Source organism: Nocardia sp. NPDC051030, from assembly GCF_040683015.1.
Taxonomy (GTDB): Bacteria; Actinomycetota; Actinomycetes; order Mycobacteriales; family Mycobacteriaceae; genus Nocardia.
Map to the genome: position 1 here is coordinate 25916 of NZ_JBFBCD010000011.1, position 25248 is coordinate 51163.

The window sequence follows — 25248 nt, forward strand, 5'->3', positions numbered from 1 at the left end:
TTCCTAAGATCATTAGGTTGTTACCTAACATACATAGGTTTGCCGAGCGGGCCAAGCCGAATTCACCTACAGCGCCGCGAGACACGCCTCCGCGACCACCACGTCCTCGTCACCACGACCACCCGAGACGCCGACCGCGCCGATCACCCGCCCCTCGGCATCGGAGATCGGCAGGCCGCCGACAAAGGAAATCAGCCCGCCATTGCTCCACTCGATGCCATACACCGGCCCATCGGGGCGCGAGATCTCGCCGAGCGCATGCGACGGCATGCGAAACAGAATGCAGGTCTTCGCCTTTCGCAGTGCGAGATCGATCGACCCGAGCAGGGCATCGTCCATCCGAATGAAGTGCAGCAGATACCCCGCGGCGTCGACGATCGCGATATTCATGCGGGTATCGATCGCCGCAGCCGCCTTCAACCCGGCTTCGGCGAGTCGGGCGGCGGTATCGAGCGTCAGCGTAGTCATGGTGAATCTCCGTTCGAGGTAAGGCTTTTCCGTTCCGCCACCGAGCCTGGACCCTCGCGACAAGCACAAACAGGGCGCTGTCATACCTGGAGATGGCGTTCCTGGGGACCATTGCCCCAGGAACCGGGCGGGGAACTTCTCCGCTCAGGCGAGGAACACGGTGAGACCGAGCACGATGGACGTCGCGATCGAGAACGCGAGGAAAATCATGGCTCCCAGCATGTTCGGGTCGCCGCTCCGGATGTGGGCGACGATCGCGCCGCCGAAGTAGAGCACCAACCCGATCGCGGCGGCGACCGCGAAGGGCGGGAACCAGATACCCGAGATAAGACCGGCCGTCGCGGCGATCTGCAAACTCCCGAGCACGACGAGCTGGGAATCGGTGAGGTGGACCGCTTCCGCGAATTCGCGTATCCACGCCGGGCGGACGAACTTCATCACTCCGGACTGGAGCATCGCCACAGCGAGCAGGACGGACAGGATCAAAGCTGCAATATGCATGGGGGCAACGCTAGGAATCCAATAGGTACCTTTTGGTAACCTACGGGCCGTGAGCAACCCCGCCGGAATCATGTTCATGTCCGACTGTCCCGCGCGCACGGCACTCGAGGTCATCGCGAACAAGTGGTCGGTAGTCACCCTGTACACGCTCCAAGACGGCCCCAAGCGGCACAGCGAACTTGTCGCCGTGTCCGGCGGGATCTCCCGAAAGGTGTTGACCCAAACCCTGCGCCGCCTGCAGAGCAACGGTCTCATCGACCGTCAGCGATACGCCGAAGTCCCCCCGCGCGTGGAATACAACCTGACCCCCCTCGGCCGGACGCTGCAGGAGCCGATAGCGATGCTGACGGAGTGGGCGCAGACGCACGGAGAAGCACTCGTCGATTTCCAGGAATCCCTAGCCGTGGAATCTAGTGGTCTCGCAGAGGTTCGCGCCGGATCCTAGTCAGCCCCAACGACACTCGGCCCGGCGATGTGTGTCGGGCCCCGTCGTTATGGTTCGGACATGGCAGATCTACCGAGCAAATCAGTCCTCGTCCGCACGTGGTTCGGTGATGACAGGGCGTGGGGGTCTTTGGTCCGAGAGGTTCTGACGCCCAGCAAAGACGGGTTCCTGGCCTATGTGACTCTGGTGAATGATCCGGTGTTCGAGGGCCTGAGTCCCGAAGCGCTGCAGGCGAAGCAACCAAGCGGTGCGACAGTGTCCTTCCTCGCGGACGAGACCACCCTCACCGATCCCGAGCACCCCATCCTGGCAGTCCGGGTCCTGCCACCCCAGGACTTCGAGAAGGGCGACTACAGACCGTTCCGGGTCGTGCCCGCCCAGCTGTCGAGCGTGGAGAACAACGTCAACGAAGTGAACCTGGACTGGGAGGCCTTCGCGGACAAGGTAGACGCGGACGGCATCTACCGCCGGGAAGCGGTTTCGAAGGAATCCGATTTCGAGCTCAACGTGCGGTCCATCATGGCTGAACGACTGGCACACCTCAGCCCGGGTGTCGCCGAATCGATTCGCAACGCCGAATCCCCGGACGGGATGGCGGGTATGGCCATCATCTCCCCAGAGGAGGATCCCCAGTCCGTACGCGAGCAGTTGACATCGTTGAGGTCCTATCCCGCAGCGCTGCCCTGGGATTGGTTCCCCGCCTTCGACGCCGACCATGCCAACAAGGATCGAGCCGACTACCTCAAAGCGTTCCTGTCAGAAATTGGTGAGCACGCCTTCGCCCACGGAGCTGTCCTGGCGTCACTGAGTTCCGGCGAAGACTACTACCTGGTCTTCGTAACTCCGCCCCAGTTCGACGAGCTCTCACGGCTTTTCACCGCACACGGGATGCGCGCTGAAACCGTGCGGCGCGGCTGGAGGATGTTCACCCCGGAGCAGTCGGCCGCTGTCAGAGCCTGGGGCAAAGCCTTCGGCGGAAAGGTCACAGCCCGCGGGAGGGCGATGGCCGAAAGCCCCGGCGCACCTGAGAAGACCGAACCGAACCGGCTCGACCCATCCTGAAATCGGTGCTGGACGGATTCATGAATCGAGTTGCTGAACAACCCAATTCGCGGTGTCCGGGCTCGATCGCAAGCTGGAGTGCCCCACGGGCGCGGCGCTGGGGAACAGGTCCTCGTAGAAGTTCATGTTCACACCCGCTTCAGTGAGATTCGTGCAAACGGTGGCCGGTGTCGCGAGTTCGTCGTTGCGGGTCGACAGCACCGAGTAACGGACACCGGGCTGAGTGACCTGGCCATCGAAGACGGCCTGGTAGACCGGTGAAGATGGCATCAACTGAACAAGGTTGGCCTTGTCGGGTGCGATGACCGCGAGAACGGTGCCCAGGAACGGCAGGGCAGATACCACCTGCACCGGGCTGATGGGTGAGTTCTTGATGCCGTATGCGCCAAGGAATCCGGCACCGTCACAGCCTCGGACCTCCGGGGTGAGGAGCACCGCTCGCGCGACAGCAGGGGCTCCACCGAGAACCTTGAGGAAGTAGTTACCGACAATCGTGCCCGCCGAGTGCGCGACGAGGTCGACCTGATCGGTGCCGGTGGTCCACCGTACTTTGTTCACAAAATCCGCGACTTGCTGTGCAGCGCTGGGGATATCGCCGGACCAGCGGTTGCCGCTGATGACCCCGCCCTGGAACAGGAACGCGCAGTATCCGGCTTCGCGCAACGTGGTCAGCATGGTGCTCCATTGAGCCGCGGTATCGGTGACGGTTCCGTCCGCGCCTGGCAACACCACAACCGGACGAGGGTGCGCGGAGTCAGGAGTGCAGTCGATCGACGGTTCAATCGTGCCGCCCGTAGGAACGGCCGCTGACCCGGAACCGGCGTCCGGCCCGGCGGCAGCAGGTGCTGCCATCAGTGCGACCATGCCCACACTGATCAGTCCGGTCGCGAATTTCGCGGCGATTCTCATACGTTCCACAGCCCCTTCGACACGATGGTCGTGATCCACCCCGACTGCATGCGAATCCCGCACCAGCACAGGACGATACACATGAACCGCCCGTTCAGGATCAACGGTCCGCAGTGCGGGCTGTGATGAGGTCGCGGTAGTCAGCTCCGGAAGACAGGGCAGATTCGTGTCGCAGACGCCGGCGAATAGCGGTGACCTGACGCTGCGACTTCGGGTCGTAGCCGGTCTTCTCGAACGATTCGTACCAGATCCCCACACCGCGCCGCTGCCACAGCGGAAGTTCATCGAACGGAGTACCGTGCGCTGCGATGATGTCGCGCTTGTCCGCATTGGTGATGCCGCTCATGCGGTGCTGGGCCTGACGTCCTGAGAGCCCCTGTTGGCGCAACGTCCAGTACGCGCAGGTGTTGAGGGCGTTGCGTTCGGCGTCGGCCTGACGCCAGGCGAAGTAATCTACGACATCGTCACGCGTGTCACCGATCCACAATCGGCCGTCGAAAACCGCTCGCCGAGCTGCTGATTCGGTGAACGCCGCCGCAGCGGTGGCGGCGGCGACCGAGACAATTTTCTCCACGCCCCGATCGAACAGTGTTGTGGTTCGCGGTAGCAGAACCGAAATTTCGTCGCTCTGCACATAGCTGTACAGGCCCTCGAATTCTTCGATCAGAATCGCGGCAGTCTGTTCCATCACCGCACCGAACCGGTCGTCGAACGGTTTGGTGAAGTGCGCATTGGTCAGCGTGGTGAACGCACGTCCGTCGACTCGCACCACGATCCAATCACCAGCGAGCACGGTCAAACCGTGATACCGCTCCCGGCGACGCTGGACCGCATCGAGCTCACCGAAACGCATCGCTTCTCCGTTCCTTCGCAGACCCAGACAGTATCCGGCCCGGACCGTGGTACAGGCGAGTGATTTTCACCAATCCAGCCAGCGCTTGTACGCACGATCAACGCGTCCAGCCGGGCGAACATGCCCGCCCAGGAGTGTCTTTGCTGCGTGTCGGACTCGCGTGGTTCCCGACGGCAGGCACTCGGTTCGCCGCAGCCCGCATCATTCTCGCGTCGTAGGTCTTCGACACGGCCCGGCTGAACCGTCAGGGATGGACGGTACTGCGCGTGCCGAAGGCCTCTGCGTGAGGTGCGTGGCCGCTACTCGTCTGTTGGAGTAGCGCGAGTGCCTCCTCGGAGGGGCTGCCAGTGGGCGTCGTGCACACGATCAGCACCTGGTCGGGGGAGCGGGCGATCGACAATGATTGCTGTGTCACGGTCACCGTGCCGACGACGGGATGGTGCAGTTCGTAGGACGCGGCGTCGCAGGGTGCCACGCGGTGGTCGCCCCAGAGTGCGACGAATTCCGGACTCTGCATTGTCAGTTCGCCGATCAGCTCCGCGAGCAGTGGGTCGTGCGGATGCCTGCCGACGGTGATTCGCAGGTTGCCGACTACGTTGCGGGCCTTGCGTTTCCAGTCCGTGTACAGCTCCCGGCAGTGTGGGTCCAGGAACAGCATTCGGGTCATGTTCGGCCGCGCCGCCGGGTTGTCGGGACTGTGGAAGTCCAGGTGACCGGCCAGCAGGGCGTGTCCGAGGGTGTTCCACGCCAGCACGTCCGTGCGTCGGCCGAGCACCAGGGCCGGGACTCCGTTCACGGCGCGTAGGAGGTCTCGCGTTTCGTCGGTGAGCTTTTCGGGGCGAGGGCGGCGCGGGCGGGGAGTGTGGCGGGCGGCGGTGGCGAGTCGCTCGAGGTGCTCGCGCTCGTGGTCGTCGAGCAGTAGGGCGCGGGCGATCGCCTCGAGCACTTCGGCGGAGGCTCCGCGGGATAAGCCCTGCTCCAGCCTCGTGTAGTAGGAAACGCTGACGCCTGCCAGCTGGGCCAGTTCCTCGCGCCGGAGCCCAGCCACACGCCTGCGAGAGCCGAAGTCTTGCAGACCGACGTCTTCCGGTCGCAGTCGAGACCGTCTGGCCTGCAAGAAGTCTCCGAGAGGGCCGGGTGCGTCCATGCCTCCAGTATCCGGGGCACGCCGCGGTCCCAGCCACACCCTGCGCGGGGTAGGAAAACGCGGGAGTGGTTCGAGCCCGCCGACATGTCCAGGCTGGTCTCATGGAACAACAACAGCCCGAGCAGATCACCCTGGGTGATGTCACCGTCACCCGCGTCAAGGAGCTTTACGGCTCAGTCCAGATGCCCCCGAGTGTGTTCTTCCCCGACAGTCCCGATGGCTCGTGGGAGGACCACCGTGACTGGCTGGCACCCGATTTCTGGAATCCGGAGACCGACGAATGCCAGTCGGCGATCCAGTCCTGGCTGCTGCGCAGCGAAGGGCGCACGATCCTCATCGACACCGGCGTGGGCAACCACAAGGAGCGGCCCTACGCACAGTTGTGGAGCCGCCGCGACACCGCCTACCTCGACAATCTCGCGGCCGCGGGTGTGCGGCCCGAGGATGTCGACATCGTGGTCAACACGCATCTGCACATCGACCATGTCGGCTGGAACACCCGCCTCGACGGCCGTGACTGGGTGCCGACCTTCCCGAACGCCACGTATCTGATGACGCAGCGGGACTTCGAGTTCTGGGATCCGGCCAATGAGAACAAGACGGTGTTCGGCCGCGGCAACCAGAACGTCTTCGAGGACAGCGTCATGCCAGTCCACCGGGAAGGGCTGACGCACCTGTGGGAGGGGAGCTACCAGATCGACAAGAACCTGCGGCTCGAGCTCGCTCCCGGGCACACCCCCGGCTCGTCCGTGCTCGCCCTGGAGTCCGGCGGCGAGCAGGCACTGTTCGTCGGGGACCTGGTGCATACCGCGCTGCAGATCGTGGAGCCGGAGACCAATTCCTGCTTCTGCGAGGACCCGGTCGAGTCCCGGGCCACCCGTCACAAGCTGCTCGGTCGCGCTGCCGAGAACAACGCTCTCCTGTTCCCCGCGCACTTCGCCGGGTCGGGCGCCGTGGAGGTCGAGCGCAGCGGGTCGAAGTTCGCGCTCAAGGAGTGGGCGGCGTTCTCCCGTATTTCCTGAAACCCCTTGGAAAGGAAGCATCTCCGTGAACCAACACGCAGATCCGGTCGTCGAAACCGCAGCGGGCGCGGTGCGCGGCGGCCGCGACGACTCCGGCGAGTTCTACCGTGCCATCCCTTATGCGGCAGCACCTATCGGTGCTGGCCGTTTTGCCGCGCCCGCGCCGCACCCGGGCTGGTCCGGGGTCCGCGACGGCACGCAACCCTCTCCCACAGCGCCCCAACCGGTCCGCGACTTCGGCAGGCTCGACATGGCTCCCTATTTCGGGCCGGGCTGGGTCCGGGGCGAGGAGTACCTGACCGTCGACGTCCGCACCCCTGCCGCTGACATTGGCACGCGACCGGTCATGGTCTTCGTGCACGGCGGCGGATTCGTCACCGGCTCGACTCGCGCGGCACTCTACGACGGGAGCGCGTTCGCCCGCGACGGCATCGTTCTCGTGACGGTGAACTACCGCTTGGGCATCCCCGGTTTCCTCGACCTGGAGGGTGCTCCGGCCAACCGCGGACTGCTCGACGTGCTGGCCGCGCTCGGCTGGGTATGCGACAGCATCGCGGCGTTCGGCGGCGACCCGGATGATGTCACGATCTTCGGCCAGTCCGCGGGCGCCACACTTGTCGGAGCGCTACTCGCGACGCCGGAGGCCAAAGGGCTGTTCAGGCGGGCGATCATGCAAAGCGGAAGCGGCACCGGCGCTTTCACCCCGGAACAGGCGCAACGGGTCACTGCCACGGCGGCTGCCGCGCTGGGCGTCGAACCGACCGTCGAAGCGTTCGCGGGGATCCCGGACCAGCGCTTCCTGGAAATCCTGCCCGCACTCGCCGGACTCGACCTGCGCACCAGCACCGCCGCGGACCCGCTGGTCGGCCTCAGCCCCTTCAGCCTGGTCCGCACGGTCCAACCCACCGACGGTCTGGCGGACGGCCCGGCCCGCGACGTCGACCTGCTGATCGGCACCAACACCGAAGAGGGGCACCTCTATGTCGTGCCGCAGGGAAACCTCGAATCCTCCACCACGGCAGACGTACTCGCCCTCGCCGCCACAGTGTATGCAGCCCCCGAGACCGCCCTCGCCGCACATCGCACGGCCTCGCCGAACGCGACACCGGGCGAGCTGCGCTCCACCGTGCTCGGGGAGGCCCTGTTCGGGGCCGGTACGGCCCGCATGGCGCAAGCCCACGCACAGATCTCGGGCGGCCGCACGCACACCTACTCGTTCGGCTATCGCTCGACGGCCCTGAACGGGAGACTCGGCGCCGCCCATACTGTCGAACTGCCCTTCGTCTTCGACATCGCCGAAAAGCCTTGGCTGCACGGAGAAACAGGCCTGCTCGGCCCTGCACCCGTGCCAGACGACCTCGCGGCCCGAATGCACGCGGCCTGGATCTCATTCGCCCGTACCGGTGACCCGGGCTGGGCCGCGTACGACCCGCAAAGACCCGCGCCGGAGACTTTCGGAAGCTGAACCTCCCCAGCCGACCCGTACTCCTGTCACCTGTCGATGTCGGGCCGATTGTCGCGGTAGTACTGATCATTGGCGAGGATTCCGACACCTCGCCAGCCCCAGTAAACGCGGTGCGCCCGTATCACACCGTGCTCGATCTCCATGACCTCGACGAAATCCATCTGTTCGCCATCCGGGCCCGACCGTGGATACTCGAAGATCACTTGTCGCCCGTCGGTGAAGAACGCGCCGCGATGGTAATGCCGCGCCACCGGGGTACGCCGAAGCACCTCGGTCAGGAACGATCTCAACTGCTCATGCCCCCGACACACACCTTCGGTGCCCAGAACATGCGGAATCAGCGGGCTTTCCAAGGTGGCGTCGGGTGCGTAGCAGGCCAGCAGGGCATCGACATCGTGTGCGGCGAGCGCTCGTTCCCATTCGTAGGTGATCGCCTCGATCTCGGTGTGCGACAAAGAATCTGCACTGCGCATGGATACTCCCATCCTCGATGGTCAGGTGTGGCACGTCCGGTCGGCGCGCCACTACGATCGTGTCGGCGATCGACTTCGGTATCCGCCGAAACGTTCTGATCGGCTACTCGAGTCAGCGGCGCGGAGGAACGGTTCGGTAACCACCGAATCGATTCGCTCCTACCCTGGTTGCATGGTTCAGTTGGCCCAAACCGATATCGCCAATGTGGCTGCCGCGATCGGCGATCCGTCGCGCACCAAGGTGTTGCTCGCCCTCGCTGACGGCCGGGCGCTGCCTCCCAGCGCACTGGCCGCGGAAGCCGGCGTGAGCAATTCGACCATCAGCGGGCACCTGACCAAACTGATGGACGCCAACCTGCTGACCGTCGAACGCGATGGGCGCCACCGCTATTACCGGCTCGCGACCACGGAAGTCGCCGAAGCCCTGGAACACCTCGCCCGCATAGCCCGGCCGTTACCGATCAATTCCCTGCGCGAAAGTACCCGAACCCAGGCGTTATTGCAGGCCCGGCTGTGCTACGACCACCTGGCCGGTCGACTCGGGGTTGGATTGATGGCAGCCCTGCTCGACCGCGGCATCCTCGTCAACGACGCGCCCGCAGCGACAGAAGGTGCCGCTCGTATGCGTGACGCGTCTTATCGAGTTACCACGATGGGCCAGGCGGCATTAGCCGAGTTCATCGGAAACGACGTCCTCCCGCCCCGTCTCACCGTCCGCTACTGCCTGGATTGGGCCGAGCAACGCCCCCACCTGGCGGGACCACTCGGCGGCGCCCTCACCACCCGACTGTTCGACCTGGGCTGGATTCGTCACGGCCACGCTCGCCGCGTCGTCAAGCTCACCCCCGCCGGACTCGAAGGATTGCGCGACACCTTCGGCCTCGCCAGCGTCTAGGACCAGCCGTGCCCGCCAAATAATCGGTTTCCCTGCGCGTGGAGTTGTTCGTACCGTGGGCGAATGGATTCTGTAGAGGTCAGGCTCATGCGCGCCGACGATTTGCCCAGCGCTGAACGCACTTCCGACGCGGTATTCCTCGACAGCGATCGCCGTGATCGACGTGTCAGCGAGCCTGAGCCCGAACCTCGATCCCGCGAGGCCGCCAAACGCTGGATCGACCGCATGCGCTATTTCCTCGAGGCCGATCCGCACGGCTGCTGGGTTGCGGTCGACGATGAACAGATAGTCGGATTCGCGATCTCGCAGAATCGAGATTGCCTGTGGTACTTGGCAACCTACGGCGTCCTGCCAGGCCAGCAGGGGCGCGGCATCGGGAAACGGCTGATCGACGCCGTCCTGACCCACGCCGACAATCGCCGGGGAATGTTCTCCTCCACCGTGCATCCCGCAGCCACCCGCCGCTACCGCTTGGCCGGTTTCTCCCTGCACCCCCAAATGCGCATGATCGGCACCGTCGACCGCTCCACCCTCCCGCCGGTCACCGGACTGTCCGACGGATCGGCCGACGATTTCGACTGGATGGACCAACTGGACCAACGACTTCGCGGAGCCGGTCACGGCCCCGATCACCAGTACCTGCTGAACGATCACCGCTTGATCGTGTCCCGCACCAACGGCAACCACGGCTACGTCTACCTCGACCCGCGAGGACGCCCAACCCTCCTGGCCGCCACTGATCACCGAACCGCGCAAATCCTGCTCTGGGAAGCGCTTGCATCCTCGCAATCCGACACACTCGTCAACTGCATCACCACCGCCAACGAATGGGCAGTGGATGTCGGACTGGCAGCCAGACTCCACATCGGCCAAGAGGGCTACCTCGCCGCCCGCAACATGCCGACCCCCGCCCCATACCTGGCCAGCGGACAGTTCCTCTGAAACACCAGTCGAACTCGACTGGGGCTCAGAGCGCTTGCCAAGTCCAGGGTTTCGGCACCAGGCCGCGAAGGCATGCGATGCGGTGCGCGGCTTCGGTCTTGGCTGCCTGACTCGTACCCGATCGGGCGAGTGCGAAGCCGACCCATCGAAGCTCTTGAATATCGGCGAGCACCCGATAGCCCGGCCATCGGGTCACGTCGTAGCCGCCGTACGCGTCAACAAAGCTCTGATACTGGTCATCGGTGATCCGTCGGAAATCGGTGTAGTCGACCGCCAACTGAACAAGATCCCACTCTCGCCAACCTACGGACACCTTGTCGAGGTCGAGCACGGTGGGATCACCAGAGGTCGGCACCACCAAATTTCCTTGCCAGGCGTCACCGTGTATGACGCAGGGAGGCAATGAATCGTCGAGTTCGTCGTACCGCTGGTGAAGCCGTGCGTACTGCTCCAAAAGCCATGTGCGATCGTCTTCCTCGATCATGATTGCGGACTCGATGGATTCTCGTAATCCATCGAAAGGCATGTAGCTCGGCAGGGGGAACTCGATCGGGGGTGTCAGCGCGTGCAACCTGCGGAGCATTCTGCCGAGCTCTTCGGGTGTCGACGGCCGATGGTCGGGGATCAGAGCCCACCAGGTTACGGGACGCTCGTCGACCACTGTAGGTTGTGGAATCGAGTTCACGGCTTCCACGGTCTTGATGCCATTTCTGTTGAGCCATTGCGAGATACACAGTTCTCGCTGTGCCGTTCTGTAGCTGTGCGGTTTGCCGATCCGTGCCACGATCCCGTTGGGTAGTTCGAAGATCGCGTGTGAGCCGTCACGGATCGTCACCGCTCCGCGTGCATCGACGTTGCCGAGTGTCGCCGCCCGGGAAAGCACCTCGGCAGCGGTGATCTGCGATCCAGGTCGCCGGTTCACGAGGACGCCTCGACGTGGCCGCCCGTGAGCACGCTGTACAGGCGATTCACCTCGGGGATGTCAAGGTGCTTGATCGAAGCGCGAGTCAGCCCTTGCAATTCATCGCGGATGCGTTGGGAATGAAGCCTTTTCGCGTTGCCAGCGGCTCGCAGTCCGAGCTCGGCGGCTTCCCGGGGGTTACCTATTCGCATAGTCAGCGTGGCCAGTCGTGTCAGTGAGAAAGTTCGTGACCGAGGGTAGCTCTGACCCTGCCGACGAATGGCTTGGCCTATCCGGGGTGCGGCCAACTCCATTTGGCTTCGCGCCAACGCGACCGGGATGAGTGCCTTGCCTGTGCTGCCCAAATGTTCCGCTTCGTCGTAATAGCACATCCAGGGCGCGTCCTCGCCGGGCATGCTGTCGGCGAAGTAGTCGTCCGCACGTGCGACCCGGCCCGGGTCCCGAACCCCGGCACGATTGCGGATTGCCGGGTCTATCGCGAAATACGTTGTCAAGCAATGCCATCGGGGTATCGGGAAATGCTGCGCCGACGAACCGCCCCCCTTTCGGTGTCTCCGAGTATCGGAATGGCTTACGCGCCGTCCGCCTTAGCTGGCGGGAGGTCCCGAAGCGGAGGTATCGCCCGTCGGGCGTACGTCTCTTCGGGGTGAACCGTGACCACATCCAGCTTTTGCACGAGCGAGCCCGGGGCCTCACCTTCCTCGAGGTGCTCGAGGGATGGCACAAACACCGCTTCGGCATCCAACCGCGTCGCTTGCGCCTTCAGTCGCGCCAACGGAGGCCGCCCGGAGTTGGGGTCATAGATCACTATGCCCGCGAAGTCGTAGCCGTACCTGGTTGCAAGTCTGCGTATCTCGGTCTCGTCCCATTGCTGACTGATCCCGGATACATCGGTTCGGAGGTATCCCAGCGCCGTTGCCTTGTAGCGCATTACCGCCCCTCTGTCTTCGTGGCCGTCGAGTGCGATGTGTCCGTGAATCTCCAGGTAGAACCCTGCGTAGTCTTCGGTCTCGTCCCCGGCGCTCTGCAGCTCCAGTACGCCGCCCGGGAACTGGAACAGCCGCGTACGTGGTGCGGCCTCCGCTTCGTCTGGTTCATTGGTCACGACTGCCCTGTCCGCCGTTGGTGCGGCAACTCAGGATCGGGATGCCTAGCGATCGGCCGTCCCTGAGCGCCTGCTCTTGACGCTATGGAGCAATGCCCTGCCGAGGAAAGGTTGTTGCGAAAAGTTGCGAGCATCCGGATAGCAATGCCGTGCAGCTGCATTCACGGCACCTCGGGGCACGCTTGGCTCTTGACCCGTGCTTCAGGCAGCGCGACGATTGGTATCTATTCGACGCAATAGTTCGCAACCACCAGGGGGCTTGTCGTCATGCGTCTAACGTTCATTGCCAAGGATCCGGGTTCGAATCCGACCGGTTCGCCGACGTTGTACCGCACCGATCGGGGCTCCTGGGTCGTCCAGGGATGGGTGTTCACCGATCCGGAAGCGCTCGCGCAGGTGGGCATCCCCGAGGGAGAATCGTGCGTCGAGATCCCAGACCGATTGGTGCCTTTCTTTGAGCAGGGAGCCCGTGAGACCGATAACGGATGACGAGTTCGAGCACCTGCTGACCGACTTTGGTTGTGAGGCAATCCACCTCGAGACCCGCGACGCCTACGGCACTGCTGTCGAACTCCCGTACATGGCGAAGTGGGCTGCTGGTGAACCTGACGACCTCGAGTGGCTTCAAGGTTGGTGTACGACGTTGTACGGACACATAGCGGCGGGGCGTTCGGTACGTCGCGCACGCATCGTGTCCGAACCGCTCAGCGAATACCAACGGTGGTCGTACAGCATTGCGCAACCAATGGTTGACGCCGGAGAAGACATTCGTTGGGTACCCCGGCGTCTGGTCTCATCGGTTGCGATTCCGGGCAACGACTTTTACCTGTTCGACGGGGAGCTGGCGGTGTTCCTGCACTATGCGGGGAATGGTCTAGGTACTGGCAAGACCGTAACCAACGATCCCGCTGACATTGAACTGTGTCGTGGGGCGTTCGAGGCGGTATGGAAACTGGCGATTCCTCACCGTGACTACAAGCCCCTCTAGTTCTGCCCAGGAGGCCAGGCGGGCGCTCGGGGCTCGGCTGCGCGACGTGCGCAAGGATGCCGGTCTCAGCGCCCGCCAACTCGCTGCGGTGACCGGACAGCATTTCACCCGTGTCTCGAAGATCGAAAACGGTATTCAGTCGCCGACCGATCAGGATATCCGCGACTGGTGTCACGCCTGCGCGGCCGAAGACCAGATCGCTGACCTTACAGCCGCACTGCGCGTAGTTGATTCGGCATACCTGGAGTTCCGACGCGAAAGCCGTGCGGGTCTCAAACGGGTTCTGGGCGCGCATACCCAGCAGCGCTACCAGCAGACGAAAGTGTTCCGGATCTACGAGCACAACGTGATCCCCGGTCTTTTCCAGACTGCCGAGTACTCCGGTGCGATGCTTTCGTTCTGGATTCGATTCCTCGGTGCTCCGAACGACATCGGCGACGCAGTGGCTATCAGGATGGAACGTCAGCGCATCCTGCATCGCGGCGGGAAACGGTTCGTCGTAGTGCTCGAGGAACAGGCGCTGCGCACGTGGTTCGGGGACGCGACCGTTCAGGTCGGCCAGTTGGGCAGACTGCTCGAGCTGATGTCGGCACCGAATATCTCGATCGGAATAATCCCGCTCATGATCAAGCGCGCAGCCGTTGCGTCGGCCGGGTTCTGGATCTTCGATGACGACCTGGTAGCCCTCGAAACTCCCACCGCGAGCATTCAAGTCACACAACCCGCCGAGTGCGAGATGTACGCCCGGATGTTCGAGGTTCTCAAGCAGTCTGCGGTATATGGTCGCGACGCCCGCGCCCTGGTGCTGAAAGTGCTCGCCGAACTCGACGCTTGATCGTTTGCGGATCCAGACTCGCTCGTGAGCATCCGAGCATCCTCGCGATGGCCAATGCGCTAGAAATTCCATCAGGTGCACCCCCGTCGCGGCTTGTTCCTGCCGCGACGTGCACGAGCAGCAGCCCGGCCAGCGCAGGCACGAAATAGCCAACCATTAATGGCCACTGGCCTCGTCGCGGCATTGGCACGAGAGCTGAGGTGTCGCGAACGTGGGATCTTCTCATCTCAGAACAGCCGGTGAAGCTCTCTGGCTATCTCGAAGCCATGACCGGTCTTATCATAAACGCACCTGACGAACTCAGTGCGTGAGGTGCACGTGTAGCCCTCGGCAGATAGGCTCGTCCCGTATAGCAGTGCTCTGTCGGAGGCAATCGGGCCATCGACAAAGCAGCCCAACTTCGCTCCGTCTTTACTGACTTCCGCCGCGCGGTCAAGCGATTCACACGGCTCGAGATTGTCCGGCAAGGGAATTGTATTGCCTCTGCATGCAGCAGTGTAAGTAGTGACCCCGTTCCCCGGGATGTAGATGCCGCACGAGAAGTTGCCGCTGGGACTGCGAAAGTAGTAGTTGTTCGGGGTGCGACCGGTCTGATACGTCGACGGGTCGGCCGGTATCGCGTTGTCCCCATTGCCTGCCGCCCCGGTTGGGTCAACGGCATGCTGAACCTGGCCAACAGGGTTCGTGTCCGCTACTGCCGGTCCGTCGTGAGCCGAGCAGGCAGTGATCACACCACCTCCGAGGCAGACCAATGCCACGGCGCGAGTAACTTTCGATCGCACAACCCGCCCGGCGGTCGGCCTCTTGAAGAAGATCATGTGCGCAAGCTACACAGCGTCGATAACCGAACTGTTGTCGCCCAATGAACCCTGCTGGTCAAGGCAACTGTTGTCGCAGCAGCCCAGTACGAGAAAGCCCTACGGCACCGCGTCCGTCCTACCCGTGGATCCGAGGAAAGTCTGCTCCAGCGACTCCTGCGATAGTTATACATGTCCACGGTCGCCGCTCGGCGCAGGACAAATGCACCCACCGCGCCCTCGCAGTGTCCATCTCGGCCTCTCCATCCCCGACGACGTCTCGGTCATCGGCCACGACGACCTCCCCACCTCCGCCACCCTGCTTGCCGATGTCGCAAGGTTGGGCCTCGACATAGTGCTCGACCTCTATCCGCCTCGAGCGACCCTGTGGGAAGCAAGTATTACGCGGGCTGGCAATCAGGTTGTGGCAGAAAGTGACTCGACACCTCGGCCTCGCTTGTTCGCAGCAGACCGGAGATCGCACCGTCCGAAGCATCTTGGTAGACCTGAATCCGTGGACATTCAAGATCTTCAGGCACGGGCCCTCGAAGTACATGACCTGTACGACTCGCTCAACCTCGCCGACCGAGGCCGCACGTGGACTCGGCAGGACTTCATGCTCGGATTCGTCGGCGATGTGGGCGACCTCGCCAAGCTTGTGATGGCAGCTGAAGGAACACGGACTATGCCGGGAGGGAGTGAGGCGCTCGAACACGAACTCGCTGACTGTCTATGGTCGATCCTGATACTTGCTCACAAGTACGAGGTCGACATCGAAGCTGCGTTTGCGAGAACGATGAACGAGCTTCGAGAGATTATCGGTGCACGCTTGGCCAAGCATCCGCACGGGACAACAGCCAACACTGCTGAATAGAACGCTCATCGACATCAGCGAGCATTGGGTTCTGTTGCGGTCCAACTGATCCCAGGCTGAATATAGGGCTGCGCCCGTGTCTGAGTCCTCGGGTAATCTGCGGCCATGAACGCTGATGGCTGGCTGGAAGACACGCGCGCGTCCTACGACACCGTCGCTGTCGCCTACGCAGACCTGACTCGTCACTTTCTGGACGAAACGCCTGAAGAGCGTGCGGCCTTCGCCTCATTCGCCGCGTCGGTACAGGCCCAAGGGGGAGGGCTTGTTGCGGACGTGGGGTGTGGAACGGGGCGGATCACGGCTCACCTTTGCCAACTGGGCGTGGACGCTTTCGGAATCGATCTGTCGCCCGGGATGATCGAGGTGGCCCGGCGTGATCACCCGGACCTCCGTTTCGAAGTCGGTTCTATGACGAACCTCGGCCTGGCAGATGCGTCGATAGCCGGTCTGCTCGCGTGGTATTCGCTGATTCACATCCCCGACGACGAGATCAGTTCTGTCCTCGCACACTTCCGGCGAGTGCTTCGCCCTGGCGGCCCGATTCTGCTCGGCTTCCACGTCGGAGACGAGTCACGGCTCAAGACCGAGGGCTACGGCGGGCATCCGATGAATCTCTACGTTCACCTCCGCCAGCTCAGCCAGATGTCTACCTTGCTCAGCGATGCTGGTTTCACGGTTCAGGCACACAAAACTCTCACCTCCGCCGAGAGCAAACTCGGCGGCATCATTCTCGCGTCGTAGGTGGGACCGATGGCGCCTTGGCAGCGCTTCCTCCAACTGGGAGCCGATCACCGGCGACAGGTTCACCTATCGCTGTGCGAGGATGCCCTGGCGACCTGGAGCGGCTATATCCAAGGCAAACGCGCCCGGCTTCGCTACCGCGACTCGGTTGTTGGGATGCGGCACAACGTGGATACCGTCCTTCCGGCCGATGCCCTCCACTCCGCCCGCGCCGGTGTGGATCTTGCGGATATCGACAACCGATACCTCGAGCCCATCGCCGCGCTGCAAGACGACGATCTGACCTTCCCCGTTCCGGTCGAGTTCGCCTACTACGCGATCTACAACTGCTTTCGCAAGTACGTCCTCCGCGACGACGTCCCAGATTGGCTGATCATCAACCAGGCCTTGTCGGTTCATGACGACAGCGAAGCGGTGTCACGGCTGATGCACGCGATCGACAACATCCCTCCAGCCACGAATGGGAACACCGAGGATGCCGGGCCGATGAGCCAACACCCCTAATGATCGACTCCGTGCTGATGAAAAGGGCAAGGCAGCCTTTAGAGTTACCGGCGCTTTCGCGATCGAAGACCTCACGGCCCGGTTAAGCGCCTATGGAATCGACTGCCACACTTCCCATGCGATTCGGGCGGCGGAATCACATGCCTGCGACGCTTCGGGGGCATCGGGGGGCCAACCGACGCTGACCACGACTCTCTCCACCAGTGACGGATCCCGATGATCGGGGGTGTCGGGGATGATGCGGTAGCCGAGCCATGGGTTCCAGATCTTCGCGTTCGTCGTGTAGACGCATGCCTTCGCGATATCCGTCTCGTAGGGGATGTTGTTGAGCAGGGTCACCATTGTGGGGCGGTCGTGTACGACCGTGTTCGGTACGTTTGGGTATTTCCCCTGGTCCCGCTGTACGTCCAGGCGAACACTGATGCCCACCGTTGGATGAACCTCGCCAGAATTAACCGTCCACCGGCAGTTGTTCCGCGAGAACTTCGTGGATCGGGTACCGGGGATATTCAAAACAATGTCGAGCGTCGAGACAAGGACACTGTGGCAAAGGTCTACCGACGCTGCCGAATCCGCCGGGTAGGTCAAATGCCGGAAGGTGCCTGTGGCCATTGCCCGCTCGGCCGTGTCGCCGACCCTGGCGGCGATCTCCCGCAGGTCGATACCCTCACGATCACCCTCGCCCGGATCGGCGGAGGTATCCACCCACGATGTTCGTGTGATGACGGCGTTTCGACTGTCCTGGTAGACGAGATCGACCGTGGCATCCCCGCCGATGGGTGTTGGTGAAGGGGCTTTCCCTCCCGTCGCCCGATGGACATTGCCCGAATCTCGGAATGCCAATCCAGCGGAGCGGTAACTTCCGAGGTCCAAATCGTTCGTCACTTCTACATCGACCAGGATGCCGTGACCGGGGTCGCTGGGTTTTCCCACCATCGCATTGCAATTCCGCAATGCGATGGGTCGCGCCCACCGCACCTCGATCCCCGGACCTGCCAGTACCTCGGAGGTGACGAATCCACATGGATCGATGGTGGCGATCGCGCCGAGTCCGACTTGGGTCGCATCCGGCATCGCCTGGCCCGGAATGGGGGACGTCTTCGCCTGGTATGCGACGACTGCCGAGATGAGCACGATATTCACAACGATGGCCGACGCCAGCAGAATCAGTCGGCTCTTGTCCGTCATCGCCACTGCGGTCACATTTCCACACCTACCTGCGGAAACGGTGGAGCCACGCGTTACTGGGGGCCGTTGCCCCAGGAACCCCGGCGGCGCGCGATGAGACACTGACGCCGTGAGTGAACTAGGCGAATTCCTGAAGGCGAAGCGGGCGGCGGTGTCGCCTGAGGACGTCGGGCTTCCGCCTGTGGGTAATCCGCGCCGGGTGAAGGGATTGCGCCGCGAGGAGGTGGCGCTGCTGGCTGCCGTCAGCGTCGATCACTACACGCGGTTGGAGCAGGGGCGGGTTGCTGCGGCTTCGGAGAATTTGCTGGGCGGGATTGCGCGGGCTTTGCGGCTCAGTGCGGAGGAGCACGAATATCTGCGCATGCTGGTGCAGGCGCGGTCGGTGCGTGGGCGGACGAGTAAGTCGGAAGTGGGTGCGCCGCTTCAGGATCTGCTCGATGCGCTGCCCACACCGGCGCTGGTGCTGGGGCCGCGCACGGACATCCTTGGCTGGAATGCCGCAGCCGCCGCACTGTTCGTGGACTTCGCCGAAATCCCGGCTGAGCAACGGGCCTTGGTCCGGTTGATCTTCATGGATTCGCGCGTGCGAGCGCTGTTCCGCAACTGGGAGCAGGTTGCGGCGGAGGCGGTGGATCGATTGCGGATGGCCGCCGCGCGCACGCCCGGCGATCCGCGGGTGGCGCAACTGGTGGGGGAGTTATCCGTGCACGATAAGGACTTCCGGCGGTGGTGGGCCGGACATGGTGTGCAGGCCATGGCGGGTGGTCGTAAGCAGTTGCGGCATCCGGTGGTCGGTGATCTGGAGCTGGATTGGCAAGTGCTGCAAGTGCTCACGGCTCCGGAGCAGTCCTTGGTCACCTATACCGCGCCCGCCGGATCGGCCAGTCATGAGGCATTGCGGATTCTGGCCTCTTGGACGGCCGAGGCTCCGGTGCGGCGCAATGGCGCGGTGGACGCGGATCGCTGAGTCCGATTCGGCCAAATTTCTACTACGCAGCGTCGTTTCGGGCTTAGGATCAGAATCGGGAGAAATCGCGAAAGGGGAGTTTCTATGCGAGCAATCACCCGAGTCTGGCACTACCTCAAGTCATTCCGGCGCGCCCGGCGCAATCAAGCAGATCTGGTCGGCTGGCTGATCCGGCGACCGCTGTTGCTGCTCAGCACCATGTTCGTCGAGTCCATGCTGATGTTCTCGAACCGGCTCGACCCAAAGCTCAAGGAGCTGGCCGAGCTCAAGGCCGCGGCGCTGGTCAATTGCCAGTTCTGCCTGGATATCGGCTCGACGCTGGCGCAGTACGGCGGCATCACCGAACAGCAGATCGTGGATCTGCCGAAGTACCAGACCAGTGACGCGTACACCGATCTGGAAAAGCTCGTGATCGCGTATGCCGAGGCCATGACTTCGACCCCGGCGATCGATATCGAAGAGCTGCGCACCGAACTGCTCACCCACCTGTCCAAGGCGCAGGTGGCGGAACTGGCAGCGACCGTGGCGTGGGAGAACCAGCGAGCTCGCCTGAATCAGGCGCTCGGCGTGCGCGCGACCGGCATGTCCGACGGCATGGCCTGCGCGCTGCCAGAACCGCGAAAAGCGGTCTGATTCACCGGATTCGCGCCGATGATTTCGGGGCGGTCGTACCGTCTGAACTGGTGTCCGCGTCATTTACCCGCTTGGAGCAACCAGATGGCCTCGACCGCACCCGTCATCACCGGAACCCTCACCGTGCCGGACGGCACCCTCTACTACGAAGTGCGCGGCAGCGGCCCACTCATCGCGCTCGTCGGCTCGCCCATGGATCACGGCCCCTTCCTCCCGGTCGCGGAGCTGCTGGCCACCGATTACACCGTGCTGACCCTCGATCCGCGCGGGCACGGCAAGAGCGTGCTCACCGATATCAGCAAGGATTCCACCCCGGAACTGCGCGCCGACGACCTCGCCCGACTCATCCGCCACGTCGATGCCGGCCCGGCCACGGTGATCGGCTCCAGCGGCGGCGCGATCACGGGTCTCGCACTGGCGCTTACGGATTCGGATGTCGCGCCCACGCTGATCGCGCACGAGCCGCCGGTCCGCGAGCTGCTCGACGATCGCGCCGAATTCCGCGCCATGACCGATGACATCAAGGCCACCTACCAGGCCGGCGACGTGATGGGCGCGATCGGCAAGTTCTTCGCCATGACCGGACTGGCCATGCCGAAGGTGCAGATGGAGCAGATGTTCGGCGGCGAGCGCGATACCCGCACCCTCGCAGAGGAGGCTTTCTTCTACGAGCACGAACTGCTTCCCACCTCCGGTTGGCAGCCCGATCTCGAAGGTCTGCGTTCCACCTCCACCCACATCATCATCGGCATCGGCGACCAATCCGAAGGGCTCTTCTGCGACCGAACCTCCCGCGCCCTCGGCACGGACCTCGGCATCGAGCCGGTCCTGTTCCCCGGCGGTCACGGCGGCTTCATGCAAGACCCCGAGGCCTTCGCCAAACGGGTCCGGGAAGTCTTGCAGGACACTGCAACAACATCGCCTCGACACCAATCCGACACCGCTGACTGAGCGGCTTGGGGGCTAGGAGACCAGCTGGACCTGGTATCGCCGCAACCAGGCATCGATCTCGAGAATTCGAGGAAGCACAGGCGGTTCGTAGATGCCCCGTCCCGCCGAGGCATCGACATTGCCGCGTACGGCATCGGCGTCGACGAGATGCCACACCGGGGCGCCTGGGTCGTCCAGCAGGGCCTGGGCTCGTTCGCGGGTCGCCTTTAGGTAGGCCGAGCCGACTCCGGAAGGGAAGGCGCTCTTCTGCCGGTGCGCGATGGAGTCCGGTACCAAACCGGCCGCCGCCTTACGCAGAACGCTCTTTTGGATGCCTTCGGCGGCCTGCAGACTCCATGGGATGTTCCATGCGTACTCGACCAGACGATGATCGCAGAAGGGTACTCGTACCTCTAGCCCGACGGCCATGCTCATCCGATCCTTGCGATCGAGCAGGAACGGCAGAAAGCGGGTGAGGTTCAGGTAGGAGACCTCCCGCATGCGACGCTGCTGCGCATTTTCGCCCGCCAGCGTGGGTACTTCCGCCACCGCCGCGGCATACCGATCGGCTGCGTACGCGTTGAGGTCAAGCTTGGCCCGCAGGTCGGGAGCGAGTATGGCGTTGCGGTCGCCGGCCCCGACCACCCAAGGAAAGGACTCGGTAGGCCGGGTGGCTTCCGCCTGGAACCAGGGGTATCCGCCGAACACCTCGTCAGCGGCCTCGCCTGACAAAGCCACCGTGGAGTGTTTGCGCACCTCGCGGAAGAGCATCAGCAACGAAGCGTCCATATCGCCGATCCCGGGGAGATCCCGCGCTGTGATCGCTTGGTCCTGAGCGTCATACAGTTTGCCCGCATCCAGCAGGATCTCTCGGTGAGAGGTGCCGATGAAGTCGGCCGCTTCCCTGGCGAACGGAGAGTCCTGACTGGAATGCAAACCGCCTGTTGCGAACTGCGCCTCGTGAGTGAAGTCCACGGAGAACGTAACAACCTTGCCCCGGGCTGCGGCTTCGAGGTGCGAGGCGGCGAGTGCCGTCAGCATGCTCGAGTCCAAGCCACCGGACAGCAGGCTGCAGATGGGGACGTCCGCTACCAATTGACGTTCCACGATGTCAGTGAGCAGCTCACGCACCGTGGAGACAGTGGTGTCTGGATCGTCCTCGTGAGGGTGTGCCTCCAACTCCCAGTAGCGTTCGATCCGTACGCCCTCGCGCGTACACCGGACAATCGTCCCGGGAGCCACTTCGCGAAGGTCTCGGTAGACCGCGTCACCTGGCTGCTTGACCGTAAGGACAAACAGATCGGCTATGCCGTCCAGATCGACACGCGGCCGGAAAAGGGGGTTGGCGAAGAGTGCCTTGGGCTCGGACCCGAAGAGCAGGGCGGAACCTTGCTGGGTGTAGTAGAGCGGTTTGACTCCCAGGCGATCACGCACAAGCACCAGCTCCTGCGTACGCTCGTCCCACACCGCGAAGGCGTACATGCCGTTCAAGCGGTGGGCCAGGCCGGTCCCCCACTCGAGATACGCGCGCAGCACGACCTCGGTGTCGGATTCCGTCCTGAAGGGGTGTCCCAGGCCCTTCAACTGCGCCCGCAGCTCTTTGAAGTTGTAGACCTCGCCGCTGTAACTGAGCACGACGGTGTCGTCGCCGACCCGGGCGGTCATCGGCTGGGCCCCGCCCTCGAGGTCGATGACGGACAACCGTCGGTGCCCGATGCCGGCGCGCGGGGATATCCACGTTCCCGATGCGTCAGGCCCGCGGCACGCCATCGTCGCGGTCATGGCTTCCAGGGTGGTGCGCTGCCGGCTTATTTCACGTTCCCAGTCGACCCACCCGGCAATTCCACACATGTCCTTCTCCTCCAAGCTGTATTGCTACGTCATCTGTGCCTTCTGCACCGCGTGCGGCGGTGCGGAGGGCAGTTAATTGGTCTCGCTGCCGACCAGGGTGCCGACCTGGAGCCTGCGCTCAGAAGCTGCAGGTTCCCCGGTAACCGGTAAAAGTCCCCGCGGGATTACCCCAACGACCCCAGCACGTCTTGCGATTCGACCAGCCCATCATCACTGGCCGCCTTACCCTCGCCGAACACCCGAGCAGCCTGCCGCTCCCGCCACTCCACATGTGCCTCCGCCGGCCGCGCATACCCGTACCGTTCCCGTGCCTCCGCCGGCGTCAACACCTCCTCTGTACGAGCCGCGACCCCCAACTTCACCGGCGCAACCACCTGCGCCGTACCCGGCGTCAGTGCCCCCATCAGCTTCAACTCGAGCAGCGGCCGCCGTCGCAGCACAGCAAAAGGCACCCGCATCACCGGCACGATCAGGACATCCAACACTCGCGACTGCCGAAGCCCTGCCATCTCCCGCATCCACCGCGGCATCATCGCCAACGTCGCGACCCGCAACGACTTCGCGGCCGCCAGCGCTATCGGCCGCTGCCACCATGGCATCTGCGGCGGTACCACCATCTCCGTGTTCAGCAGATGCCGCATGGCCTGCCGCGCAATCGGACTCGCCTCCAGCTTCGGCCGCATCGCCGCGAAGTACTCCCGAATCCCCTCCCGCGTCCGCGGCACGTCATCCGAAGAGCAGGTCTGCAATTCGGCCGCGACCGCACAGGATTCCCAGTACTCCGCCTCCTCCACAGCCGTCAGCTTCCCGGGCCCGTACTTCTCGTAGCCGTAGAGCATCGAGTGCCACGCAACCAGATGAGTCCAAAGCTGCGAATCGGGGTCGTTGGCGTCGTACGTACCCTCCTCGTAGGGCAGCTTCCCGATCGCCTTGGAGTGCACCTTTACGAGGACGTCCGCCGCCTTGCACACATCCCGCGAGCCGGCGAAGGCCACCATCGAGAAGTAGCGCAGGGTGCGGTCTTGACGCGTCTGGGGCCGCCTGTAGAGGTCCTGCGTCCCGTCCAAGGCCGCGATGAGCGACGGATCCAGCGGCTCCACGACCACCGCACGCAGAAAGCCCACGATCGGCGCGCTGGGATGCCCCCATACCTTCCAGACCACGGACCCCGGCCCGAAGAAGCCGTAGTCCTCGTGCGGCTCGACCTCGGAACGCCGGATTCGCCCGGCCCCGACCCCACGCCGACCCTGTTTCTTTGCCATCTCACCCTGCATCTAGCGATCCCATCCTGCTGCCGCTCGGCGACACACTTACGACACTGATGAAAGTTAGTCACGCCCGTCGTAAGACGACATGGGACCTTGGTCCTATTGATGGGCTGAGAGTGCACCGCGCACTCGACTGACGCGGCGGCAACGACCTCTCGGTGCTGCCAAAATTCGTTTGCGCCAACACCTTCGGATCGCCGGTGACGCCCAAAATCCACCTGTCATCGGTGTCGCAAGCGCAGCCACCGAGTCGAATCCGTCAGCGGTAGTGCCGCACTCAGGGCTCGACGTGGGCTGGTCGAGGGCGGCCGATGGGACCGAATGCCCTCTGCGGCAAGTACTTCACCGCAACGCCGAGCCTGCGACCCACGACCGCCGCCGACCGCGCCGAGGCCCTCGCCTGAACAATCCACTGCACCAACCCGATCCACGCCTGGTCTCCGGACCAAGCGCGAACCATCTGCGCAAGTGAGCTGCTGAGAGCACCTTTGGAAGTTGGGAATTCAACTGTCCGAGCGGTTTTCGGCCAACCCGATACATGTTGAGAGATCCAACTGTTATGTTCTAGATATGGAATTTATTTTCCATGATGCGGAAACTTCACCTGGCTGTCGGGTGTCGAGGATTGTTTGTAATCAACATCTAAGAAAGGGGGGGGGCGAAATGGCTGCTATAGGAGCCGACCGGGCACGGGACCGCCCATTCACTCAGGAGGGCAAGGAGACGCGGATGGTTGGGCTGAACAGCGACCGCACACACCCTCTGAAGGACCAGCAGACGGATACCCCTGTCGCTCAGGACTCGATGGCGATGCGCCTGTGTCCGCGAGGAGCAGAGGCTCGGAGCACCCGCGCTCGCCAGGGGAGAGATACGAGCGATCGTGGCGGTGAACCGGCCGGCGAGAAGTCTCTCTCCAACGCCCTGACACCGCGCCAGCTCGAGGTACTCGACCTGCTGATCGACGGCATGACGAACCGCCACATAGCTCGGGCACTCGGTATCACGGAAAAGACCGTCAAGAACCACCTGCACGCGATCTTCGCCCGGATCAACGTGTCCGATCGGACCCAAGCCGCGATCTACGCGCTTCGGCGCAGCCAAGCGGTATGACGGCTGCTGCCCGGTCGCCATCGCGCAGGGCAGCAGTGGCACCATCGATCGTTCCCGGCGTCGCCAATGGCCGCCAGAGCCGCGGAACGGCCGACCCGCTCCCGGCTATCCGCGACGCCATGCGGTCGCTCTCACCCTGTAGCTTCCTCACCTCCCGCCGGTAGTCCAGGCTGCCGGCGGGCGTCGAAGCATGGGGATAGTCAGCGATGGGACTTAAGTCCCAGGGACTTAAGTCCTATGTACGGCCGACTTGGCGATCTGACAACCTACCTGTGGTTGTGATCCACCACTTAGGAGAGCTGCACAGTCGTGAATGGCTCCCGGTGGTTGGGTTTTACATTCCCGAATTAATG

At 63.5% G+C, this 25248-nt stretch carries 27 protein-coding genes; 15 read left to right on the forward strand and 12 right to left on the reverse strand.

Annotation, left to right across the window (positions count from 1 at the left end; genetic code table 11):
* Positions 1-66: 66 nt before the first annotated feature.
* Both AB0N05_RS32385 and AB0N05_RS32390 read right to left on the reverse strand, forming a co-directional pair.
* On the reverse strand, positions 67-468 hold the full coding sequence (locus AB0N05_RS32385) for a heme-binding protein (RefSeq protein ID WP_364700995.1): 402 nt from the start codon (positions 466-468) through the stop codon (positions 67-69).
* Positions 469-612: 144 nt separating this feature from the next.
* Positions 613-969, reverse strand: a complete 357-nt coding sequence (locus AB0N05_RS32390) for a DoxX family protein (RefSeq protein WP_364700997.1) — start codon at positions 967-969, stop codon at positions 613-615.
* Between the two features lie 49 nt (positions 970-1018).
* Between AB0N05_RS32390 and AB0N05_RS32395 the strand changes: the two genes are divergently transcribed.
* Together AB0N05_RS32395 and AB0N05_RS32400 are read left to right on the forward strand one after the other, a co-directional pair.
* Positions 1019-1414, forward strand: a complete 396-nt coding sequence (locus AB0N05_RS32395) for a helix-turn-helix domain-containing protein (RefSeq protein WP_364700999.1) — start codon at positions 1019-1021, stop codon at positions 1412-1414.
* A 198-nt stretch (positions 1415-1612) separates the two neighbouring features.
* Positions 1613-2476, forward strand: coding sequence for a hypothetical protein (locus AB0N05_RS32400; protein ID WP_364701001.1), 864 nt, complete (start codon positions 1613-1615; stop codon positions 2474-2476).
* A gap of 18 nt (positions 2477-2494) precedes the next feature.
* Here AB0N05_RS32400 and AB0N05_RS32405 read toward each other — a convergent pair whose 3' ends face one another.
* From AB0N05_RS32405 to AB0N05_RS32415, 3 genes are all read right to left on the reverse strand, one after another.
* The gene (locus AB0N05_RS32405; RefSeq protein ID WP_364701003.1) at positions 2495-3424 is read right to left on the reverse strand and encodes a hypothetical protein; all 930 of its coding nucleotides are present in this window, start codon (positions 3422-3424) and stop codon (positions 2495-2497) included.
* 61 nt (positions 3425-3485) lie between these two features.
* Entirely contained in the window at positions 3486-4238 is a 753-nt protein-coding gene (locus AB0N05_RS32410; RefSeq protein ID WP_364701005.1) for a tRNA(His) guanylyltransferase Thg1 family protein, read from the reverse strand.
* Positions 4239-4482: 244 nt separating this feature from the next.
* On the reverse strand, positions 4483-5385 hold the full coding sequence (locus tag AB0N05_RS32415; protein ID WP_364701007.1) for a helix-turn-helix transcriptional regulator: 903 nt from the start codon (positions 5383-5385) through the stop codon (positions 4483-4485).
* Positions 5386-5486: 101 nt separating this feature from the next.
* Between AB0N05_RS32415 and AB0N05_RS32420 the strand changes: the two genes are divergently transcribed.
* Both AB0N05_RS32420 and AB0N05_RS32425 read left to right on the forward strand, forming a co-directional pair.
* The gene (locus AB0N05_RS32420) at positions 5487-6407 is read left to right on the forward strand and encodes an MBL fold metallo-hydrolase (protein ID WP_364701009.1); all 921 of its coding nucleotides are present in this window, start codon (positions 5487-5489) and stop codon (positions 6405-6407) included.
* A 25-nt stretch (positions 6408-6432) separates the two neighbouring features.
* Entirely contained in the window at positions 6433-7872 is a 1440-nt protein-coding gene (locus AB0N05_RS32425; RefSeq protein WP_364701011.1) for a carboxylesterase family protein, read from the forward strand.
* A gap of 26 nt (positions 7873-7898) precedes the next feature.
* Here AB0N05_RS32425 and AB0N05_RS32430 read toward each other — a convergent pair whose 3' ends face one another.
* On the reverse strand, positions 7899-8345 hold the full coding sequence (locus tag AB0N05_RS32430) for a nuclear transport factor 2 family protein (RefSeq protein ID WP_364701013.1): 447 nt from the start codon (positions 8343-8345) through the stop codon (positions 7899-7901).
* 172 nt (positions 8346-8517) lie between these two features.
* Here AB0N05_RS32430 and AB0N05_RS32435 point away from each other — a divergent pair, with 172 nt between their 5' ends.
* Both AB0N05_RS32435 and AB0N05_RS32440 read left to right on the forward strand, forming a co-directional pair.
* Positions 8518-9240 (forward strand): metalloregulator ArsR/SmtB family transcription factor, encoded by a 723-nt coding sequence (locus AB0N05_RS32435; RefSeq protein ID WP_364701015.1) that lies wholly within the window; start codon positions 8518-8520, stop codon positions 9238-9240.
* A gap of 63 nt (positions 9241-9303) precedes the next feature.
* Positions 9304-10182, forward strand: a complete 879-nt coding sequence (locus AB0N05_RS32440; RefSeq protein ID WP_364701017.1) for a GNAT family N-acetyltransferase — start codon at positions 9304-9306, stop codon at positions 10180-10182.
* Between the two features lie 25 nt (positions 10183-10207).
* Here the strand turns inward: AB0N05_RS32440 and AB0N05_RS32445 are convergent, their stop codons facing one another.
* The 3 genes from AB0N05_RS32445 to AB0N05_RS32455 form a co-directional block, all read right to left on the reverse strand.
* A complete protein-coding gene (locus tag AB0N05_RS32445) occupies positions 10208-11104 on the reverse strand; it encodes an aminoglycoside phosphotransferase family protein (protein ID WP_364701019.1) in 897 nt (298 codons plus the stop codon).
* The gene (locus AB0N05_RS32450) at positions 11101-11598 is read right to left on the reverse strand and encodes a hypothetical protein (RefSeq protein WP_364701021.1); all 498 of its coding nucleotides are present in this window, start codon (positions 11596-11598) and stop codon (positions 11101-11103) included. The genes AB0N05_RS32445 and AB0N05_RS32450 overlap by 4 nt, the downstream gene beginning before the upstream one ends.
* A 77-nt stretch (positions 11599-11675) precedes the next feature.
* Entirely contained in the window at positions 11676-12209 is a 534-nt protein-coding gene (locus tag AB0N05_RS32455; RefSeq protein WP_364701023.1) for a hypothetical protein, read from the reverse strand.
* A 469-nt stretch (positions 12210-12678) separates the two neighbouring features.
* Here AB0N05_RS32455 and AB0N05_RS32460 point away from each other — a divergent pair, with 469 nt between their 5' ends.
* The 5 genes from AB0N05_RS32460 to AB0N05_RS32480 all read left to right on the forward strand — a co-directional run bounded on the left by AB0N05_RS32460 (position 12679) and on the right by AB0N05_RS32480 (position 16948).
* Entirely contained in the window at positions 12679-13197 is a 519-nt protein-coding gene (locus AB0N05_RS32460; protein WP_364701025.1) for a DUF6879 family protein, read from the forward strand.
* The gene (locus AB0N05_RS32465; RefSeq protein WP_364701027.1) at positions 13178-14032 is read left to right on the forward strand and encodes a helix-turn-helix transcriptional regulator; all 855 of its coding nucleotides are present in this window, start codon (positions 13178-13180) and stop codon (positions 14030-14032) included. Before AB0N05_RS32460 ends, AB0N05_RS32465 begins: the two co-directional genes overlap by 20 nt.
* Before the next feature lie 1311 nt (positions 14033-15343).
* A complete protein-coding gene (locus AB0N05_RS32470; RefSeq protein WP_364701029.1) occupies positions 15344-15703 on the forward strand; it encodes a MazG nucleotide pyrophosphohydrolase domain-containing protein in 360 nt (119 codons plus the stop codon).
* Between the two features lie 105 nt (positions 15704-15808).
* Positions 15809-16444: a class I SAM-dependent methyltransferase gene (locus tag AB0N05_RS32475; RefSeq protein WP_364701031.1), complete on the forward strand. Its 636-nt coding sequence runs from the start codon at positions 15809-15811 to the stop codon at positions 16442-16444.
* A gap of 9 nt (positions 16445-16453) precedes the next feature.
* Complete coding sequence (locus AB0N05_RS32480) at positions 16454-16948, forward strand: hypothetical protein (RefSeq protein ID WP_364701033.1); 495 nt, start codon at positions 16454-16456, stop codon at positions 16946-16948.
* Positions 16949-17038: 90 nt separating this feature from the next.
* Here AB0N05_RS32480 and AB0N05_RS32485 read toward each other — a convergent pair whose 3' ends face one another.
* Positions 17039-18151, reverse strand: coding sequence for a hypothetical protein (locus AB0N05_RS32485; protein WP_364701035.1), 1113 nt, complete (start codon positions 18149-18151; stop codon positions 17039-17041).
* Between the two features lie 94 nt (positions 18152-18245).
* Here AB0N05_RS32485 and AB0N05_RS32490 point away from each other — a divergent pair, with 94 nt between their 5' ends.
* The 3 genes from AB0N05_RS32490 (at position 18246) to AB0N05_RS32500 (ending at position 20687) form a co-directional block, all read left to right on the forward strand.
* Complete coding sequence (locus AB0N05_RS32490) at positions 18246-19103, forward strand: helix-turn-helix transcriptional regulator (protein WP_364701037.1); 858 nt, start codon at positions 18246-18248, stop codon at positions 19101-19103.
* 84 nt (positions 19104-19187) lie between these two features.
* Positions 19188-19736, forward strand: a complete 549-nt coding sequence (locus AB0N05_RS32495) for a carboxymuconolactone decarboxylase family protein (protein WP_364701039.1) — start codon at positions 19188-19190, stop codon at positions 19734-19736.
* 84 nt (positions 19737-19820) lie between these two features.
* The gene (locus tag AB0N05_RS32500; protein WP_364701041.1) at positions 19821-20687 is read left to right on the forward strand and encodes an alpha/beta hydrolase; all 867 of its coding nucleotides are present in this window, start codon (positions 19821-19823) and stop codon (positions 20685-20687) included.
* Between the two features lie 12 nt (positions 20688-20699).
* Here AB0N05_RS32500 and asnB read toward each other — a convergent pair whose 3' ends face one another.
* Both asnB and AB0N05_RS32510 read right to left on the reverse strand, forming a co-directional pair.
* The gene (asnB, locus tag AB0N05_RS32505) at positions 20700-22532 is read right to left on the reverse strand and encodes an asparagine synthase (glutamine-hydrolyzing) (protein ID WP_364701043.1); all 1833 of its coding nucleotides are present in this window, start codon (positions 22530-22532) and stop codon (positions 20700-20702) included.
* A gap of 149 nt (positions 22533-22681) precedes the next feature.
* Complete coding sequence (locus tag AB0N05_RS32510; RefSeq protein WP_364701046.1) at positions 22682-23779, reverse strand: oxygenase MpaB family protein; 1098 nt, start codon at positions 23777-23779, stop codon at positions 22682-22684.
* Between the two features lie 735 nt (positions 23780-24514).
* Here AB0N05_RS32510 and AB0N05_RS32515 point away from each other — a divergent pair.
* Positions 24515-24895 carry a response regulator transcription factor gene (locus tag AB0N05_RS32515; protein ID WP_364701048.1) on the forward strand — a complete coding sequence of 127 codons (381 nt, stop codon included), beginning with the start codon at positions 24515-24517 and terminating at the stop codon, positions 24893-24895.
* The last annotated feature ends 353 nt before the right edge of the window (positions 24896-25248 follow it).